Raw genomic sequence first — 16,794 nt, 5'->3', positions numbered from 1 at the left:
GTGACAGATTTTTTTAAATAATTATAGCACAAACTTTTTTAAAAAAGAGTTTTGCATCTCTCAAATCATCAATTTCGTATTAACATAACCGTTTAGTGTGAGTTTTCCACTTCTTCGACTTTTTGTATTTTTAAAATTCTAACTCTTGAACCAAGACATCGTTTCCCAGCCGGAATTTTTTCGTCAAGTCTTCCGAAAAGTTTTGTACAGTCTCTTTAACCTTTCTATCAACTTTGCGCAGATGAGGGAAAATTTTAACAACTTCTTTTATCTCTTCGTCAAGTTCGTTCATCATTTTTATTATTTCATTGACACTGGTTGTTGCAAACTCCATAGCGGTACTTATTCCCTCAGCTGCCGCACTTTGCTGCTGACTTGCTGCGGCAAGTGCCTGAGCTTTGGAGTTTATGTGTTCTGTGAGCTCATAAATGCGCTCGAAAACTTCTCTAACGTTCCTAACACTACTTCTTGATGCCTCAAGCACTTCTCCACTCTTCAGTACAGCTTTGTTAACTTGCTTTACCCCGTTCTCGATATTCTTTAGTATGCTCTGTATCTCTATAGTTGATTTCTTACTTTCCTCTGCCAGTTTTCTTATCTCAGCTGCTACTACCGCAAAGCCTCTTCCCGCTTCCCCAGCCCTTGCAGCTTCTATCGCCGCGTTTAGCGCTAATAAATTGGTCTGCTCTGCAAGAGCGTTTATAGTCCCAACTATACTTTCTATTCGAGAAGAATAACTCATTACCAGATTGGTAACTTCTATCGACTCTTTTGCCGAATCTATTGTCTCTTCAATTCTCCCAACGAGGTCCTCTATGAGTTTTGTTGAATCTTCTATTTTGCTGAATGTTAGGTTGGCAAGTGAAGAAATCTCATTAGAACTATTAGCTACATTCTGAGCTGCAACGACAACCTCTTTAACTTGCATGTTTGTACCCTCAACTGAGGCAGAGACGGTGTTGGACATCAAAGTCACCCTCTCGGAAACCGAATCAACCCTTTGAATCAACTCGTCTACCCGCTCAATGAAAGATGTGCTTTTGTTCATAGCATGGTTAATCTCATCAAAGATATCTAAACTACTCGATAGCGTATCCCTGATCTTTTCAACCACCTGAGAAATGTGGCTTATCAAAATCCCGATTTCGTTTTGCACAGTTGTTGGAAATTCAACCGTTAGATCACCGTCTTCAACTCTTGCCATACATGCCTTCGCAACGGATACTTGTCTTTCCACAGTTCTTAGTAGTACAACAACTAAAGTGAGCACCATTCCTATCAAGGTCAGTTGAAGCACGATATTTGCAACACCCAACTTAGTCTGTTGAGCAACTATGGTTGTGAGAGGCAACTTCGATAGCAGAATCGCTATAGTTTCGTTGTCTATATCTTTAAAATGGTGAGCTATATAAAGCTGGCCGTTTTTGATCTCGTAGTACTTTTCATTTCTAATAAACTTTTGTAGATTTACCTCATCCGCTATTTTAACACTCTTATCAACCCTAAGAAAATTAGGTTTGTAAAGCTTACCCTTCTCATCGTAAAGTAATACCAACTCATTGGTTCCTTCAAGGTCACTAAGTATCCTCTCATCAACCAAAACACCAACTTCGAGGATTGCAACCAAATCTTCGGATACGAGCGGAGTGAGTAACCTTAACCCCAACCCAGATAGGTCAATTTCATATCCCATAACCTTCTCTTTTGTTTGGATCAATTTATTTACAAGCTTTCTGGCGGCTATGCTGTCGTTTGATTTTTCCTTATCGTGCATCCTTAGAAAAACCTTCAAATCAGGTCTGTTGAATTGCAGAATACTAAGCCCGTATTGTTTATAAGTATCAAAGGTATACTCCAGATAATAGTGCAGCGAATCCTTATCGTCTGTTTGTATAATATTTATCAAGTTCGGATCGTTTTGCAATATTTCTGTTAGTATCGAAAAAATCGGAACCTTGCTCTCCACTTTCTCTTTCAAAATCTTGACAATCGCTTCGTTATACTTCTCCGACCATCCTTTTATAATCTGATTCGAAAAGTGTTGGTTCACAAAATACATAACCATGAAAGCACATGTCAATATAACCGTAAGTAAAAGTGGTAAGTTCCTCAGCTTTATAACCTTCATAAACCAGCCTCCTGCAATCGATGATAAATCAGAAAAATTGACAATGTTTTACATCGAAGGTAAAATGTAGTTAAGACATATCAGGCGAAGGGAGGCCGGCAAATGGTTGAAAAACTGGCACATGGCTCGAGTAGAAAACTACTCTCCGTTGATGAGATAGTCGAGACGTATGTAAACTCCAAGACAAGAAAACTGCTGCTTTTCATTACATCACTGATGTGGTCTTTTGACGCTGCAGGCGTGCTCGCACTTTCTTTTACACTCCCAGCGATAAGTAAAGAGTGGGCACTGACTGTGCAACAATCTGCCAACATCTTGAGTGCGACTTTCATTGGAATGCTCATCGGAGCACTGAGTGTAGGATTCGTCGCTGACTTTCTGGGGAGAAAGATTTCAAATATTGTGTATTCCCTTTTCACCGTGGTATTTTCGCTCTTTCTTGGATTCACCAACTCTGCAGCCACGTTCCTTTTCTTACGTTTGCTTGCTGGTATCGGATACGGCGGCTTGATGCCATCCGTGAATGCTTACCTCGCAGAATTCTTAGGAAAAGGGCTACGCGGTGCTTACCTTGTCCTTCTTGAAGCAAGCTGGGCGATAGGAAGTATCCTTATAGGTCTTGTTTCGGTGACAACAGCGCAGATAAGCTGGAGAATAACATACTGGGCATTTGCCGTGGGATTAGTTCTCTTACCGATTTTACTCAAATTACCAGAGTCACCAAAGTTCGCATTCAAAAAGCACGGGAAAGACGGTTTGGAAAAGGTTTTAAAGGCGAAAATACATTACGATGTCGCACCTATACCAGAGAGCAAAGTTGCTGTTATCGAATTACTAAAAAGGCCGTATCTATCAAGAACAATAATGATTTGGGCAAGCTGGTTTGTTGTGAGTTTTGTTTACTACACGCTCTTTTCATGGGCACCAAAGATATTCGCTCAGCAAGGCCTGAGCGCAACAAAATCGCTCTGGTTCACATTTTTCATGATGGTTGCACAACTTCCGGGATACTTGTCTGCTGCGTACTTCATCGAAAAGCTCGGGCGCAAGAAATCCCTTGCGATATACTTTATTGGCATGTCTGTTAGTGCAATACTTTGGGCGTTTGTGGGAAATACAGTTCAGTTGATAATCGTCGCTTTACTACTATCGTTCTTCACACTTGGCGTATGGGGACTTGTGTATGCTTACACTCCAGAGTTGTATCCAACTACAATGAGAGGAACGGGCAACGGAATGGCAGGTGTTGTCGCAAGGATAGCAGGCATATTAGCTCCACAATTCGCAGGATATATGTTCTCGATGAACAAATCCCTTCTTGAAATCTTCTCGTGGCTCGCTGGATTGTCGATTTTAGCAGCCGTAATAGTTCTTCTTTTAGCAATCGAGACAAAGAACGTTGAAATAGGATAACAAAAAAACCTGCCAGCTCAACACTGGCAGGTTTTTAATTCTACTAACGCAGTTTAAAGAATTTCATCGTCTCTTCAAACATCTTTATTTCTAATTTGAGAGCTTCCTGACCTATCTCTACTTCCGGTATCATTTCCCTTGTTCTTCCCATTTCGTCCATCATATTTCTTAGTATTCCAACCAACTCATTTACATTATCTGCAACACTTTGGACTGCCGCACTAATTTCTTCGCTTGAAGCACTCTGTTCTTGACTTGCGGCTGCGAATGATTGAGTTTTTGAATTGATGTCTTCCATAATTTTGTATATCCTCTCAAACGCTTTCTGTACATTCACCACACTCTCACGTGATGTCCCCAGTACTTCTGCGTTCTGCTTCACGGTCTGGTCGACTTGCTCCACTCCATCTTTGATATTCCTTAGGATCTTTTGTATATCACTTGTTGACCTCTTACTCTCTTCTGCAAGTTTTCTTATTTCATCTGCGACCACTGCAAAACCTCTTCCCGCTTCCCCTGCCCTTGCAGCTTCTATTGCAGCATTGAGTGCAAGTAGGTTCGTTTGCTCTGCTATCGAGTTTATGGTGTCAACTATGTTTTGTATCTGCGATGAATAACTTACAAGTGAATCGGTAACCATCATAGAACGTTCTGATGTCTTTATCGTTTCTTCTATCTTTCCAACGAGTTCCTTTACAAGCTCCACCGAGTTGGATATTTCATCGAATGCAGAATTCGTAAATGCTGATATTTGCTGAGCTGTATTAGCAACGTTTTGGGCTGCTTCGGCAACTTCAGCAACGGCCATGTTCGTTTCTTTAAACGCTGAAGAAATATTTTCTGCAGTCGTGTAAACTTGTTCAGAAACCTTATCCGCACGCTCAATAACATTACTTAGATTATCTACCAAGCTGCTGTAATTTTCGATAACTTTCCTCATCGTCCCAAAGGTGTTTTCGATATTTAAGAAAGCATTGCGTAATTTCTCAACTGCCTGAGATATAGCTTTTACAAGGTCGCCAATCTCGTTACTCGAAGTGACATCAAATTGGACAGTTAAATCGCCGGTTTCAAATTTGGAAATTCCTTCACGTGCTTTGGAAACCTGTACTACGACACTTCTTGTGAGTAAAATCACCAATGTTAACAGTGCTACAATACCAGCAACCTGCGATACTGAAGCAATCGTGATGGAACGTTTGCTAAGTTCTTCAACGTCTTTAATTGAAACTCGCGTTAGTATAACCGCTATCGTCTCTCCATCTGGATCTTTAATAGGATAAGACAAGTACTGATACCCGCTTTTAACTTCGCAATACCCCTCGGTTCTTAAACACTTTTCTATGTTCATCTCGCCTGAAATTTCTATATTTTCGTTTTCTTTCACAATCATCGGTGTTGACAACTTACCACCCTCACCGTAGAAAATGACAACCTCGTTCTCACCGATTAACGATTCGAGGAAAGCCTTATCAAGCAATATTCCAATCTCTACAATACCAACGAATTCACCTTCGGAAATTACGGGTACGATGTATCTCATCGCAACACCAAATTTACCAGCCTCGTAGCCAGCCACTTCTTGTCTTGTTGTTGCTACTTTCTTAACAAGTTTTCTATATGAAAGATCATCTCCAAATTTATCCGGCTGGTGGGTTCTCAAGAATGATTTCATATCGGGATCAATGTAATGGATTAAATTAACACCAGATTTGGCATATGTATTAAGATAGTTTTTTGAATACTGATAGAGAGCTTCCCTATCCCTTTCTTTGAAAAGCTCGATGACCTTTTGGTCGTTCAAAAGAGAATTTAAAAGCACGCGCAATAACTCCATCCTTGCGTCAAGTTTGTTTACAACATCTCTTTGCGCCGCTTCCTTGTACAATTCACTCCACTTCAAATTGACTTGGTTGCTCGACTGTAAAAAGACAAGCAATGTAATCGACAAGATAACAACTAAACTTAGTCCGAGCACGATAGGAATGTGCTTCAGTTTTAAGCCTTTCATAGTTCTTCCCTCCTTTGCATAGGAGATTTGAGATTCCGTTAACTAAGAATTTTACGCTCTGTTTTCCTTAGCTAAAAAATATCTTACTTGGAATTATACCACAAAAAAACGAAAGTTTGGCAAAATTTCATCAGAAAAACCTCGGCTGAAAGAACAGTAAAAATAAAAAACCTGCCAGCTCAACACTGGCAGGTTTTAAACAATTATTCAACTTATGCTTATTTAACTACAATTGGTACAAGTGTTGCGTAGGCTTGGCCGGGGATGTAGGACTTCAGCACTTGCTCTTGTGTGTATCCTTCCGGAACGATGATATCGAGTACCCATGGTGCGTAATCCTTTGAATCGGCTGGATAGCCTCCAAGTGTCCACTGCGAAGCATTTGCAGTTACAGCCCTTATGTGGTCTGTTCCAAAACCGTCTTGGCTCATAGACAAGATGTACGCTTTGATACCTGATTCTACTTGCAGGTATTTTTTGAAGATTACAACATATATCACTTTATCAGCTGGATCAGCCTCGTAGTTTATAGCCTCAGGCATTTCCTTTCCGTCAGCGGTCGCAAAGACTTGACCATAATCTGGCCAACCTGCGATCTTTATGAAGTAATCCCAAGGTTCTTTGAATTGGACCCTTGCACCTTCTTTGTAAGTGTTCGTTCTTCCGCCAGGTTTGGTATCAAGGTAGATATTGATCAACTGGTGAGAGAATCCTTTCGGTGACGCCCACGGATTAGTCATCTCAGCAAATTTAATAGCGAATACGTAGGCTTCTTCGTTTTCAAGGACTGTGACTTCCGTTATGTCCCACAAGCCTTTGTAAGGTGCAAAGGCTGGATCTTTTGGATACGTGTACGTACCAAATCCGTAATCATCACCGACTTTGTCGACGAATTTAGCTATAACATTTCCAGAGATCATACTTGGTGTTTTGACCGCAACTCCTTGTGCTGGCACTACTTGATCTTTACCCGCAACCGAAACCACCACGAAAGCGTTGAAAGTTTCCCCGCTTTTAACACCGATTACATCGTAAGGTATTTCAAATTCAACGACTTCATCGACAGCGGTCTTGAACGGATTTGCTTGGAGGACCCACGTATTATCACCCATTGCCGCAAAGAATGAGCCGCGCTTTCTCGCTGCATATGTCTTCATGTTAATTGAGAATCTGAAACCTACTTTCTTAGCAAGTTCCGTTCCGTTGAAGGTTCTCGTATTCACAGCCGACATTCTTGGAGAGTCCGTGTATACCTCAACAAGTAAATCTTGGTTGAGATAATCCTTTGCAGGTTTGTCAAGCTCTACGGCAACATAAAGTGCTGATGATGTTCTTGCAATGTAAGCTACTTTGAAGACACCCGTTCCTTCAAAGTACGCAGTTTTCTTCTCAGTTTCAGTGAGCTTTCCATCAATTGAATATTCGACAGACTTTACCACATTCTCCTTTGGCATTTCAACTTTCTTTTCTTCTTCTACCTGCATCTGCACTCTCGGAGCACCGACTTTTAATACTCCGTTCTCTTTCCAAACTTCAAATACACCGTTCTTACCACCGAAACCGTCGTCCACATATGCTGGTGCATTTGGATCGGTAGTCCAATCCTTTCCATCGACGACGAACTTGTACTGATAAACGCCAGGTGTCAACTCAAGAACAGCTTCCCACCAGCCGTCACCAGCACTGTAGCATTCTGTGTCTGTCGAACTCCAATTGTTGAATGAACCAGCGATAAAGACGTATTTTGCGCTCGGTTTGTAGAAGCGAATGACAACATATGTGTTGTCTTCTATGGAGAAATTCTCTTCTCTTTGTTCGTTGAGTTCAATCTTTCCAGCGATATCTGGAGCAGGTGCGAGGATGACCAACTTTCCATCCTTTGAAGCAAGAGTAAAGACACCGTTTTTCCCACCGAATCCATCATCCGTGTAACCTGGTGCGTCCGGATCTTCTTTCCAAACTTTACCGCCATCGATAACGAATTTGTACTGATACGTTCCCGGTTTCAGCTCGAGTTCTGTGATCCACGTGTCACCTTCCCTTTTCATCGGATTGGCTGTTGTAGACCAGTTGTTGAACGTACCAGCGAGGTGAACCGTACTTGCTTGTGGATAAGTAAATGTGAAGATAACCTTGTTCCCCTCTACTTTCAGAGCTGCAAGCGATAAAACGCTAACTAAGAGTAACAAAATGGATAGTCTCTTCATCCACGCCATCCATACCCCTCCTTTTTACAGAGTGTAGTACTTTTATCTTAAATATTTTCTCATATCACTTGGAAATTTTTACGTACTATGGAAACTTTTCCAGAACTTCTAATTAAAATCAGAGGAAAATTGATTGAAAAAGAAGGCGCCGCTAAACGCAGCGCCTTCTTGTATTACCATTTCGCATTGTCTGAAGTTGATCATTTCAAAGTTATTCCGAAAATATGGACGTTGATTTCACGCGGTAGAACTATTTCTTTTAATGGCTCTCCTATGTTTGAAATGTCTAACTCGTAAAGGCTCAATCCACATCTGATAAACTGTCGTTCCCCACCTTGTGTGTACCGATAATCGAATACAACTCCATCTGGCCGGTTACACCAATCAGTTATCGTAATTACATAGGCCTTCTCATTTATTAGAAACTCAACTCTGTAATCACCATGGTTCGCAGCTGCCAAAATGTATACCTTACCACTGCTGATAGGCTGATTCAAGATAATCTTCTGCCCAGCGCAACGTATGTTGTCGTTGCCTCTTGTTACAATTTCAAATGGTATCCCTTTTATCGTTATTATTCCTTCTGATATCTCGTTTTCAGGTAAATACGCCCCTACGATACCTCCAAGGTTGTCAAAGTTCCCAGGTTTTTGAGGTACGGCAAAACCGTCGTTGTTGAAAAGTTCTCTTAACTTAAGGATTGTGAAATTATCGATAACCATCATTTCCGGTATCAACGTTGTAGACATTTCCTTTTCTTTTTTCAAAAACAGAACATCGTTAATTATTTTAGTCCGTTTATCTTTGAAGTCATAATAAAGTGTTTTTGTTTCGCTTGCTATCTTAAATGAGACGCCCATTTTTTCAGGTATCAATATCACTTGATCAACAATACAAGAGTTAGAAGTTGATAAACTTATATTCCCAGAAACCTCAATTTCACCTAACTCAAAAAGCCCGGTTCCTGTGATTTCCTTTTTGACTTGCAGTTTTGAAGAAACAGTTACCGTTGTATTTCTAAAACTACCAGATAAAAGGACACTATAAAGGCCTTCTGAAATTTCCGAAATTTCTTTTTTCAATCTCGCTTTGCCTTCAATTTGGAAAGCTGCCCCAGCCCCAAAATCTCCATTGATGAATCGCACATCAGACAGTCCTGGATCAAAGGATTCAACCTCCAAGACAGTGATACCATTCCTACCTAAGATAATCGGATTAACTGAAAACTCCTGAAAATCAGCCGGGAGCTTTGTGGCGTATAGAGAGGTTCTTAAGGCACAAATAGTTGATTCGGCACCTGCGTTGCGGTTGTAGTGCATGTATTCTAAACCGTCGTAACCTTCCACATTTTCGCCAAGCATTCTTACGTTTAACCTATTCCCTCCGTACAACCAGGAAGTCAAAAGTGCAGAATAGTAAGCGTATTTCTCATCTTGTGTAAGCTCATGTAATTTAATGGAAGGAACGGTCACACATTCTAATGCATAAGAAAGTTCAGGAAAAAGTTTGATATATTTCCCGATTGAATAAATCAACCCAGTTGAAACGAGTAAAGGAACTTGATAATCTAAAGATTGCTGAGCAACCAAAAGATAACGATTATCACCTAACACTTTGTATGATTCAATAAGCGCCTCAGCGTAATGATTACCCCATCCGTTCCAACTAAACCTATCTTGGTAAACTGAAAAGAAGCCTGGTAGATATTTGTACTCTTTCCACTGGTAATTGATAAGCTCATCTGCATATTTTTTTAAATCCCTCTTAGCAGTTTCATCCCTAATTGAATCAACATAATACGACAGTCCAAGAACATACATCGCAAGCTGGTCACCGTAGACCGGTGGTGATTTTTTAATTGCACCGTAAGTCTTCTTCACTGCGTTCAGAACACTTGCATCTTTGTAATATTTAGAAAGTTTTGAGAGTGCTGCAAACGCACGTAGAGTCCACCAAGACGTAGATTTTTCACTTGTTAAACCGTGTTTGTTTATAGTCCCATCTTGCCATGCAAAATTGTAAAATTCACCATCGATGGCTTGCATCTGAAGTACAAATTTCGAAGCCTCGATTGCGAGAGAAAGGTATTTCTCATCTTTGAGAATCTCGTAAGCATCCGTGTACAGTAGAACAACACGAGCTACATCATCAACGCAAAAGTCGCCTTCATTTGGAGCTGTCGCTACCTCAAATCTGTCCCCTTTGTTATCAGCGTAAACCCAGTACCCTTTAACAATTTCTCCGTTAAGAGTGAAATATTGGCTAAGCCGTTCAAGGTGTGTATTGTCGAAAGTTATAGCACCAAAGCAGATGTAAGAAATAAAAACTGAAAGCGTAATAACAAGCATTTTGTTCATTCGAAAGATCACCCTTTCTACGACCAAAAAACTTTTAGAAAATTAAACAAAGGAGGCCGAAGACGCGGCCTCCAGAAAATTTTTAGTATTTCATTCCCCTATCTTTAAGTTTCTGAACGATTCACTCTTAGCTTCTATGAACTTGACCGCTTCCTCGACAGTTTTTGCGTTGTACAGACTGAACAATCTGACATGTTGAACAACATCTCCTGCTTTGTACCTATTAGGCATGTCTTCAACTTTCATCGAATAAACTCCTGTGGTTGACGGATAAGCGTCGAATTCACCTGGCATCCATTTGAAAACTCCATCGCGGAATTCAAGGCTTTCGTAGACCCAAGTATCACCGTCTAACCATTTCTTGTAGTCTGCAGGAATAACTGGGATTTCCGGAAGAATTTCAGCGATACCAACGTTCCCCTTTGGTGAGAAGTTGCTTCTCCAGCGTTCCATTGAAGCAAATATGTAAGTAGCTCCCCACCAGAGTGGTTTCATGCTATTACCAGCCGGGAAAACTATATATGGCATGTTATTAACCCAGGTAACTGCGTTTCTTTGCAGCCAGTATTCATACGGCGTTATATTGAGCTGGTCAGCCCATACAAGTCTTCTGAAAACTGGTAATATATGAAGCGTATCATCGAAAGCTGGAATTATGGGTCTTGTTACCATTGTTTGTACCTTCATCATATCAGCGTACGTTTCGAAGACAAACTTGTTATCGACAAGTATGTCCCCATTCTTAAAAACATGGGTAATTAATTCCTGTCTAAGTCCGTTGAACTTTTCCGACTTAAGAACGGCGATTATACCTACTGCCACAGGGCCAGGATCTAATACCTTTAAAGAAACAACTCTGAAAGCACCACTTGTTTCCTCGTGGTGATCACCGAGTTTTCCGTCAACATAATACGTGGAGTTGTACCAGCCACTAACCCTTGCTATTCCAATTTCGTCAACCAATTTGGCCTTCACGTTGCCGAATCGAGTAACTTGTACCAACCCGTGGTCATTAACTACCGCTTCGATTGTTCCATCAACAGCCTTAATGATCCATTCTTTAGTGTCTTTTACAACATCAAATGCTTTCGGATATACAACCGCTTTTGAAGAAGTATCCTGAACTACGATCTCCGATTTACCCTTAGCAATGAAAACCAGATAATCTGGAGCAGATACACGTTTGTTACCATCGACGTCCTCAATCTGGAAGGGTACTTCCTTCCCCTCGACTAAGACCTTTAAACTCGTCCAGTCGGGTTCAAAATCCTCGGGTATCATCTCCGACAAGGTTCCCATTTGTAAAACTACTGGTACTTCCACTTGACCGGCGATAACTGGAATAGAGACAGATTCAGCGAACACCATCAGAGCAAGCAAGCCGACAAATAAAATAGCTAACCTTTTCATACCAACCCACCTCCTTGAAAGAGTTTGAAAGAAGGGAATAAATATGTAAGCGTTTACACATTTACCGTATTATATATTTTTGTTGTAATAATCTGAAATTTAAACGAACACGAAAATCTTAAATTATTAATTAACACAAATCTTAATCTTCAAATTTCTTCTATTAGCAAATTTTTTCTTGCATTTTCTATCTAAAAGTTTTTTTGGAACAGTAATATACAATTTGATATAATATGCTCGATATGTAAACGCTTACAGATTGGCAATAAGAAACATTGTTCAACAGCTTCTTTGGCAAAATCTTCTCGGAGGTGACAAAATCATGGTTTCCATAGATGATATAGCGAAAAAGGCTGGAGTCTCAACTGCAACAGTCTCCAGGGTATTAAACGGAACTGGGTATGTCTCGGAAGAAACTGAGATTAAAGTCCTTAAGGCTGTTAGAGAACTTGGATATGTTCCGCACACTTTGGCCAAAACGTTAGCTCGCAAAAAGACTTTTAGCGTAGCGGTTGTGATAAGCAAAAGAATAAGTGAGTTGATCAAAAGCGATGTTGGAATTTTCTATAAGATTATCCTAGAGGCTATTGAAAATGCCGCAAGTATCTATAAAGTCTCTGTCGACCTTGTTTTGTTAGAAGAAGTCATCGCAGGTGAGCATAGGACGTATGACGGTTACATACTTGTTGGAAGTGATGCTTCTGAAGAGGAGATAGAAAAGCTTTCTCGAAGTTCTAAGGTTGTTTTAGTGGATCATTACATAGACGGGCTTAGGGTCGACAGTATAGTTAGCGATGGTTACGATGGGATATTTTATATAACCAAGAAATTCATCGACAGTGGTTTTAATAGAATTATTCACATCCACGGGCCTTTGAAATACTACGGTTTTCGTGATAGATACAACGGTTACGTTGCTGCAATGACAAAGTTTGGAAAGCTTCCATTAGTATTTGAATACGATGATTTGCATGAGGAAATCGATTCTGTTTTGAGAAGAGCTCTCCGTGATTGGGTACCAGAGGTAATAATATGTTCAAATGACCCAATAGCCATTAAAGTGCTTAATAAACTAAAACTGTGGGGCTATAGAGTTCCAGAAGATGTAAGTATAATCGGATTTGACGATATACCAGCTGCTGAAAAGGAAGGATTATCTACTTTACGTGTTCAAAAGGTCGAACTAGGTGTAAATGCTGTTAAAAGAATCAATGAAATTCTCAGCAAGCAATCTGCACATCCTTACAAACAATGCATTTACACGACGTACATCAAGAGGAATAGTTCAGTTATGTAGTTTAAACTCAGAAGTACCATCTTACTCATCCGAGGGAGGGATTAGTATGAAGAAGTTATCCGTATTATTTTTGATAGTGATGGTTTCATTGGTCAGCTTTGCAGTTAAACTAACCTTCTGGACGGCACCAAACGCATTTCAAGAAGAATTTTGGAAAACAGTCGTCACCCAGTGGAATAAGTTACGACCTGATATCCAGATTGAAGTTCAGACTATTCCGGCCGCTGGAAGTTCTGAAGAAGCTATCTTAAGTGCAATAGCCGCAGGAAACGCACCTGACTTCTCAGAAAATATCTTCAGCGGTTTTGCAGCACAGCTTGCCGAGATCGGCGCAATTTATGCGTTCGACAACTTTGGAGCGGATTTTCAAAAACTCATTGAAACAAGGAAAATGAAGAGTATCATGGAATCATGGAAGATCAAGGGTAGGTATTATGTCTTCCCAATTTATTCTAACCCAATGATCTTCTGGTGGCGTGGCGATATTCTAAAGAATCTTGGTTACAAAGAACCTCCAAGAACGTACAGTGAGATTTACGAAGTCAGTAAGAAGTTCGCAGACGGTAAGAAAAATTTCACAATGCAAGTTATATCAGGCAGAAACTGGTGGGATCGGTGGTTTGATTTTATTACCTATTACTATGCTGCTACCGGTGGAAAACCCTACATCGACGTTGAAAAACGCAAGGTTAACTTTGGTGATGAAGCAGGAAAGGCTATCACTCAATTTATCTATACGATGTTCCAAAATAAATGGACTGCCGTTGAGCTGGGTACAAACCCATTCTACAATGGCACGATACTCGCAAAGATAACAGGTCCTTGGGAAGTTAACTGGGCTAAAGAAACTTTCCCAAAGGTGGTTCCAAATATCTGGTTCTCAGCACCCCCAGTTCCAGATAACTATCCGAAGGATAAGCCTATATACACTTTTGCAGACACCAAAGGGCTTGTTATTTATTCAACTTGTAAGGATAAGAAAGCAGCATTTGAGTTTATATCATGGGTCTTCTCCAACGTTCAGAATGACGTACTGTGGATTGAGAAAACCCAAATGCCTCCCGCGAGAGAAGATTTAACAACAAACCCTGCATTTGCGAAGTTCATGAACGACAAATTTTTCAAAGCTTACGCGTCTTTTGTTCCCTATGCCGTGCCACCCGCACTAATAGACAAAACTATTGACTTGCAACAGGCGATGACAACACATTTAATAGAACCCTTAATGTATTTGAAAGGCAAACCGGAAGATATATTAAGCAAAGCTGTGAAGGAAATTAACAAGATTCTCTTCTAAAACTTATTAAGATTCCACACTTTTCGAATGGATGTGAAAACGTTGCGAATGCGATCGAAATTCGGTAGAAGGGAACGTTTATTCGGCTATTCGATAGTGTTTCCATACTTAGCATATACCGCTGTTTTCTGGGGCTATCCGTTTATATGGATGGTAATTCTGGCGTTCACAAAGTGGAACTATTTTTCCAAACCAAGATTCTTCGGAATCCAAAATTTCATGCGAATATTCACGGATAGTACCGTGCTAAGAATTGCTCTCAACACTTTGAATTTTTTAGCATACTTAATTCCGATGGTATTAACAGCTTCACTACTTTTTGCTCTTGCGCTAACAAAGGTCAGATTTGGAAAAACGTTCATAATGTTGAGTTTCTTGGTGGCTAACGTGTCCTCTGGAGTTGCTTATTCACTGCTGTTTTCGAATCTTTTTGCGGTGAATGGGCCGATTAACAGATTGCTGGATCGCTTATTTGGAATCACGATCCCTTGGTTTTCTAATCCACAGCTTGCAGTCTTTTCGATATGCCTAATAATCACGTGGAAATTTATAGGATATTATGGACTTATTCTTTACGCTGGTCTTTTGTCAATCCCATCTTCTTTGTTCGAAGCTGCACAACTTGATGGTGCAAATAGAAGTCAAATATTTTGGAAAATCACTTTGCCTCTGCTTAATCCTTCTCTTATAACGGTAACAGTCTTGGCCGTAATGCTTACTTTCGGAATCTTCACAGAACCGTACTTAATAACCGGCGGAGGTCCAATGCAAAGGACAACGACATTTTTGATTTATATGTACGATACTGCTTTTAAAAGAATTGACCCGTCATATGCAACAACCGTGGCAATTGTAACGGCCTTGACGAGCTACGTTATAGTTATGTTAATTCGTAAGTTCTTTGAGAAAGAAGTGAGCTTTGTATGAGGCGTGAAAAGATTTATTCGTATGTGGTAACCTTTCTTCTTTTATTTCTTGCGATCGTTTGGATATATCCGTATCTCTGGTTGTTTATTTCATCATTCAAACCTGCAGAGGATATATTTACAACGTTTTTCCCAAAGCGGTTCACACTCGAACACTATCGCTTCATATTTGTTATGGCAGACAGGTTTGAAAGACCATTTGTTAGGGCTTTTCTAAACAGCCTTTTCATTTCTTCAACAGTGACTTTCTCCGTTATATTCACATCTATGCTTGTAGGCTATGCAATCTCAAGGATAAGATTTAGAATTGGGAAGTTTTTATTCAATTTCATTATCTACCAGATGCTCTTTCCGGGGTTCATGTTCACTATACCAATGTTTGTTTTGATAAGAACCTTTGGCTGGCTTAATACATACCAGGCTCTGATCGTACCTTCTTTGACAAGCTCATGGGGTATTTTCATGTTCGCACAGAACTTCAAGACTATACCTCAGGATTATATTGATGCTGCAAAAATAGATGGAGCAAATAACTTCTGGGTTGTTCTACGTGTCATGTTACCACTAAGTCGCTCAACCGCATCTATTGTAGGATTATTCACTTTCATAGGTGTCTGGGACAATTTCTTGTGGCCGTTGATGGTGATGAAAGACTATAAAAAAATGCCATTGTCCGTTTTACTGGCTTCATTCAACCATGAGTACGCAAGTTATATAGGACCTGTACTTGCCGGTGCTGTAATCCAGACTGTACCGATGGTTATCATCTTTTTACTACTCAGAAACTACTTCTTGCAAGGCATATCGATGTCACTCAGATAAACTTTTTCGTCAAGATAAGGAGGCGAGCTGATATGGAACTAAAACTCGAGCGACATCCACTCAACCCGATACTGGAACCTGTACCCGAGCATCTTTGGGAGAATAAGTTTGTTTTCAACTGTGCAGTAGTTTTCGACGGTGAACTGTTCCATATGCTTTATAGGGCTCAGGGTGCTGATATGGTTTCTCGGATAGGATATGCAGTCAGCGTGGACGGAATTCGGTTCAATCGACTTGAAAAGCCTGTATTTGCGCCTGCTACAAAAGATGAGCTTTACGGTGTGGAAGATCCAAGGGTTACGAAAATCGGCGATAGATATTACATGCTTTATACTGCCTATTCTCCGAAGGGTCCGAGGGTTGCGTTAGCTTCGACGAAGAACTTTATAACCTGGGAACGATACGGAATCGCTATTAAAGACGAGATAAACAACAAGGACGCTGCACTATTCCCTGAAAAGATAAACGGAACATACGTTATGTTGCACAGATTTGAACCAGATATCTGGCTAGCATTTTCAGAAGACCTAAACAATTGGAAAGACTATGTGAGCATAGCAGGACCCAGACAGGGATACTGGGACAACTTAAAAATTGGTGCAGGTGCACCACCGATAAGGACTCCGTACGGATGGTTATTACTTTACCACGGGGTCGAGGAAGCCCCGCGACCCGTTTACAGACTTGGCTTTATGTTATTAGATTTAAACGACCCAACAAAAGTTATTAAAAGAAGCGAAGAACCTATTCTTGAGCCTGAAGAAGAATGGGAAGTTTTTGGTGGAGTACCAAATGTTGTATTTAGCGATGCAATGGTTGAATACAAAGGGAAGTACTACATATATTATGGTGCAGCAGACAACTACATAGCACTTGCAACAATAGATGTAGAAAAGGTATTAGAGTGGTGTAAAAAGACTTAAGGT

General features: G+C 40.4%; 11 protein-coding genes. 6 read left to right on the top strand and 5 right to left on the bottom strand.

Annotated features, from left to right (window positions below):
- Window positions 1-130 precede the first annotated feature (130 nt).
- Window positions 131-2,128, bottom strand: coding sequence for a methyl-accepting chemotaxis protein (locus CBS1_RS06325; protein WP_090221745.1), 1,998 nt, complete (start codon window positions 2,126-2,128; stop codon window positions 131-133).
- Window positions 2,129-2,230: 102 nt separating this feature from the next.
- On the opposite strand from CBS1_RS06325, the gene CBS1_RS06320 reads away from it, so the two are divergent.
- Complete coding sequence (locus CBS1_RS06320; RefSeq protein WP_090221743.1) at window positions 2,231-3,541, top strand: MFS transporter; 1,311 nt, start codon at window positions 2,231-2,233, stop codon at window positions 3,539-3,541.
- Between the two features lie 43 nt (window positions 3,542-3,584).
- On the opposite strand, the gene CBS1_RS06315 is transcribed toward CBS1_RS06320, so the two are convergent.
- From CBS1_RS06315 to CBS1_RS06300, 4 genes are all read right to left on the bottom strand, one after another.
- On the bottom strand, window positions 3,585-5,552 hold the full coding sequence (locus CBS1_RS06315; protein ID WP_090221741.1) for a methyl-accepting chemotaxis protein: 1,968 nt from the start codon (window positions 5,550-5,552) through the stop codon (window positions 3,585-3,587).
- A gap of 218 nt (window positions 5,553-5,770) precedes the next feature.
- Window positions 5,771-7,759, bottom strand: a complete 1,989-nt coding sequence (locus tag CBS1_RS06310; RefSeq protein ID WP_456263881.1) for a glucodextranase DOMON-like domain-containing protein — start codon at window positions 7,757-7,759, stop codon at window positions 5,771-5,773.
- A 200-nt stretch (window positions 7,760-7,959) separates the two neighbouring features.
- Window positions 7,960-10,116: an AGE family epimerase/isomerase gene (locus tag CBS1_RS06305; RefSeq protein WP_090221738.1), complete on the bottom strand. Its 2,157-nt coding sequence runs from the start codon at window positions 10,114-10,116 to the stop codon at window positions 7,960-7,962.
- A 90-nt stretch (window positions 10,117-10,206) separates the two neighbouring features.
- Window positions 10,207-11,526: a hypothetical protein gene (locus CBS1_RS06300; protein ID WP_090221736.1), complete on the bottom strand. Its 1,320-nt coding sequence runs from the start codon at window positions 11,524-11,526 to the stop codon at window positions 10,207-10,209.
- 322 nt (window positions 11,527-11,848) lie between these two features.
- Between CBS1_RS06300 and CBS1_RS06295 the strand changes: the two genes are divergently transcribed.
- From CBS1_RS06295 to CBS1_RS06275, 5 genes are read left to right on the top strand one after another with little or no spacing between them, the layout of a single operon-like run.
- The gene (locus CBS1_RS06295) at window positions 11,849-12,823 is read left to right on the top strand and encodes a LacI family DNA-binding transcriptional regulator (RefSeq protein ID WP_090221735.1); all 975 of its coding nucleotides are present in this window, start codon (window positions 11,849-11,851) and stop codon (window positions 12,821-12,823) included.
- A gap of 46 nt (window positions 12,824-12,869) precedes the next feature.
- On the top strand, window positions 12,870-14,120 hold the full coding sequence (locus tag CBS1_RS06290; protein WP_090221733.1) for an extracellular solute-binding protein: 1,251 nt from the start codon (window positions 12,870-12,872) through the stop codon (window positions 14,118-14,120).
- A gap of 48 nt (window positions 14,121-14,168) precedes the next feature.
- Window positions 14,169-15,047 carry a carbohydrate ABC transporter permease gene (locus CBS1_RS06285; protein ID WP_090221800.1) on the top strand — a complete coding sequence of 293 codons (879 nt, stop codon included), beginning with the start codon at window positions 14,169-14,171 and terminating at the stop codon, window positions 15,045-15,047.
- On the top strand, window positions 15,044-15,868 hold the full coding sequence (locus CBS1_RS06280; RefSeq protein WP_033192274.1) for a carbohydrate ABC transporter permease: 825 nt from the start codon (window positions 15,044-15,046) through the stop codon (window positions 15,866-15,868). Before CBS1_RS06285 ends, CBS1_RS06280 begins: the two co-directional genes overlap by 4 nt.
- 32 nt (window positions 15,869-15,900) lie before the next feature.
- A complete protein-coding gene (locus CBS1_RS06275) occupies window positions 15,901-16,791 on the top strand; it encodes a glycoside hydrolase family 130 protein (protein WP_090221731.1) in 891 nt (296 codons plus the stop codon).
- The last annotated feature ends 3 nt before the right edge of the window (window positions 16,792-16,794 follow it).

Origin of the sequence: Fervidobacterium changbaicum, assembly GCF_004117075.1 — a bacterium.
Taxonomy (GTDB): Bacteria; Thermotogota; Thermotogae; order Thermotogales; family Fervidobacteriaceae; genus Fervidobacterium; species Fervidobacterium islandicum.
This window is presented reverse-complemented; position numbering and strand designations above follow the sequence as displayed.

Excerpts from the sequence above, each read along its gene's own strand:
- CBS1_RS06315 (WP_090221741.1), bottom strand. The coding sequence starts at position 5,552 with ATGAAAGGCTTAAAACTGAAGCACATTCCTATCGTGCTCGGACTAAGT.
- CBS1_RS06320 (WP_090221743.1), top strand. The coding sequence starts at position 2,231 with ATGGTTGAAAAACTGGCACATGGCTCGAGTAGAAAACTACTCTCCGTT.
- CBS1_RS06305 (WP_090221738.1), bottom strand. The coding sequence starts at position 10,116 with ATGAACAAAATGCTTGTTATTACGCTTTCAGTTTTTATTTCTTACATC.
- CBS1_RS06300 (WP_090221736.1), bottom strand. The coding sequence starts at position 11,526 with ATGAAAAGGTTAGCTATTTTATTTGTCGGCTTGCTTGCTCTGATGGTG.
- CBS1_RS06310 (WP_456263881.1), bottom strand. The coding sequence starts at position 7,759 with ATGAAGAGACTATCCATTTTGTTACTCTTAGTTAGCGTTTTATCGCTT.
- CBS1_RS06295 (WP_090221735.1), top strand. The coding sequence starts at position 11,849 with ATGGTTTCCATAGATGATATAGCGAAAAAGGCTGGAGTCTCAACTGCA.
- CBS1_RS06275 (WP_090221731.1), top strand. The coding sequence starts at position 15,901 with ATGGAACTAAAACTCGAGCGACATCCACTCAACCCGATACTGGAACCT.
- CBS1_RS06285 (WP_090221800.1), top strand. The coding sequence starts at position 14,169 with ATGCGATCGAAATTCGGTAGAAGGGAACGTTTATTCGGCTATTCGATA.
- CBS1_RS06290 (WP_090221733.1), top strand. The coding sequence starts at position 12,870 with ATGAAGAAGTTATCCGTATTATTTTTGATAGTGATGGTTTCATTGGTC.
- CBS1_RS06280 (WP_033192274.1), top strand. The coding sequence starts at position 15,044 with ATGAGGCGTGAAAAGATTTATTCGTATGTGGTAACCTTTCTTCTTTTA.
- CBS1_RS06325 (WP_090221745.1), bottom strand. The coding sequence starts at position 2,128 with ATGAAGGTTATAAAGCTGAGGAACTTACCACTTTTACTTACGGTTATA.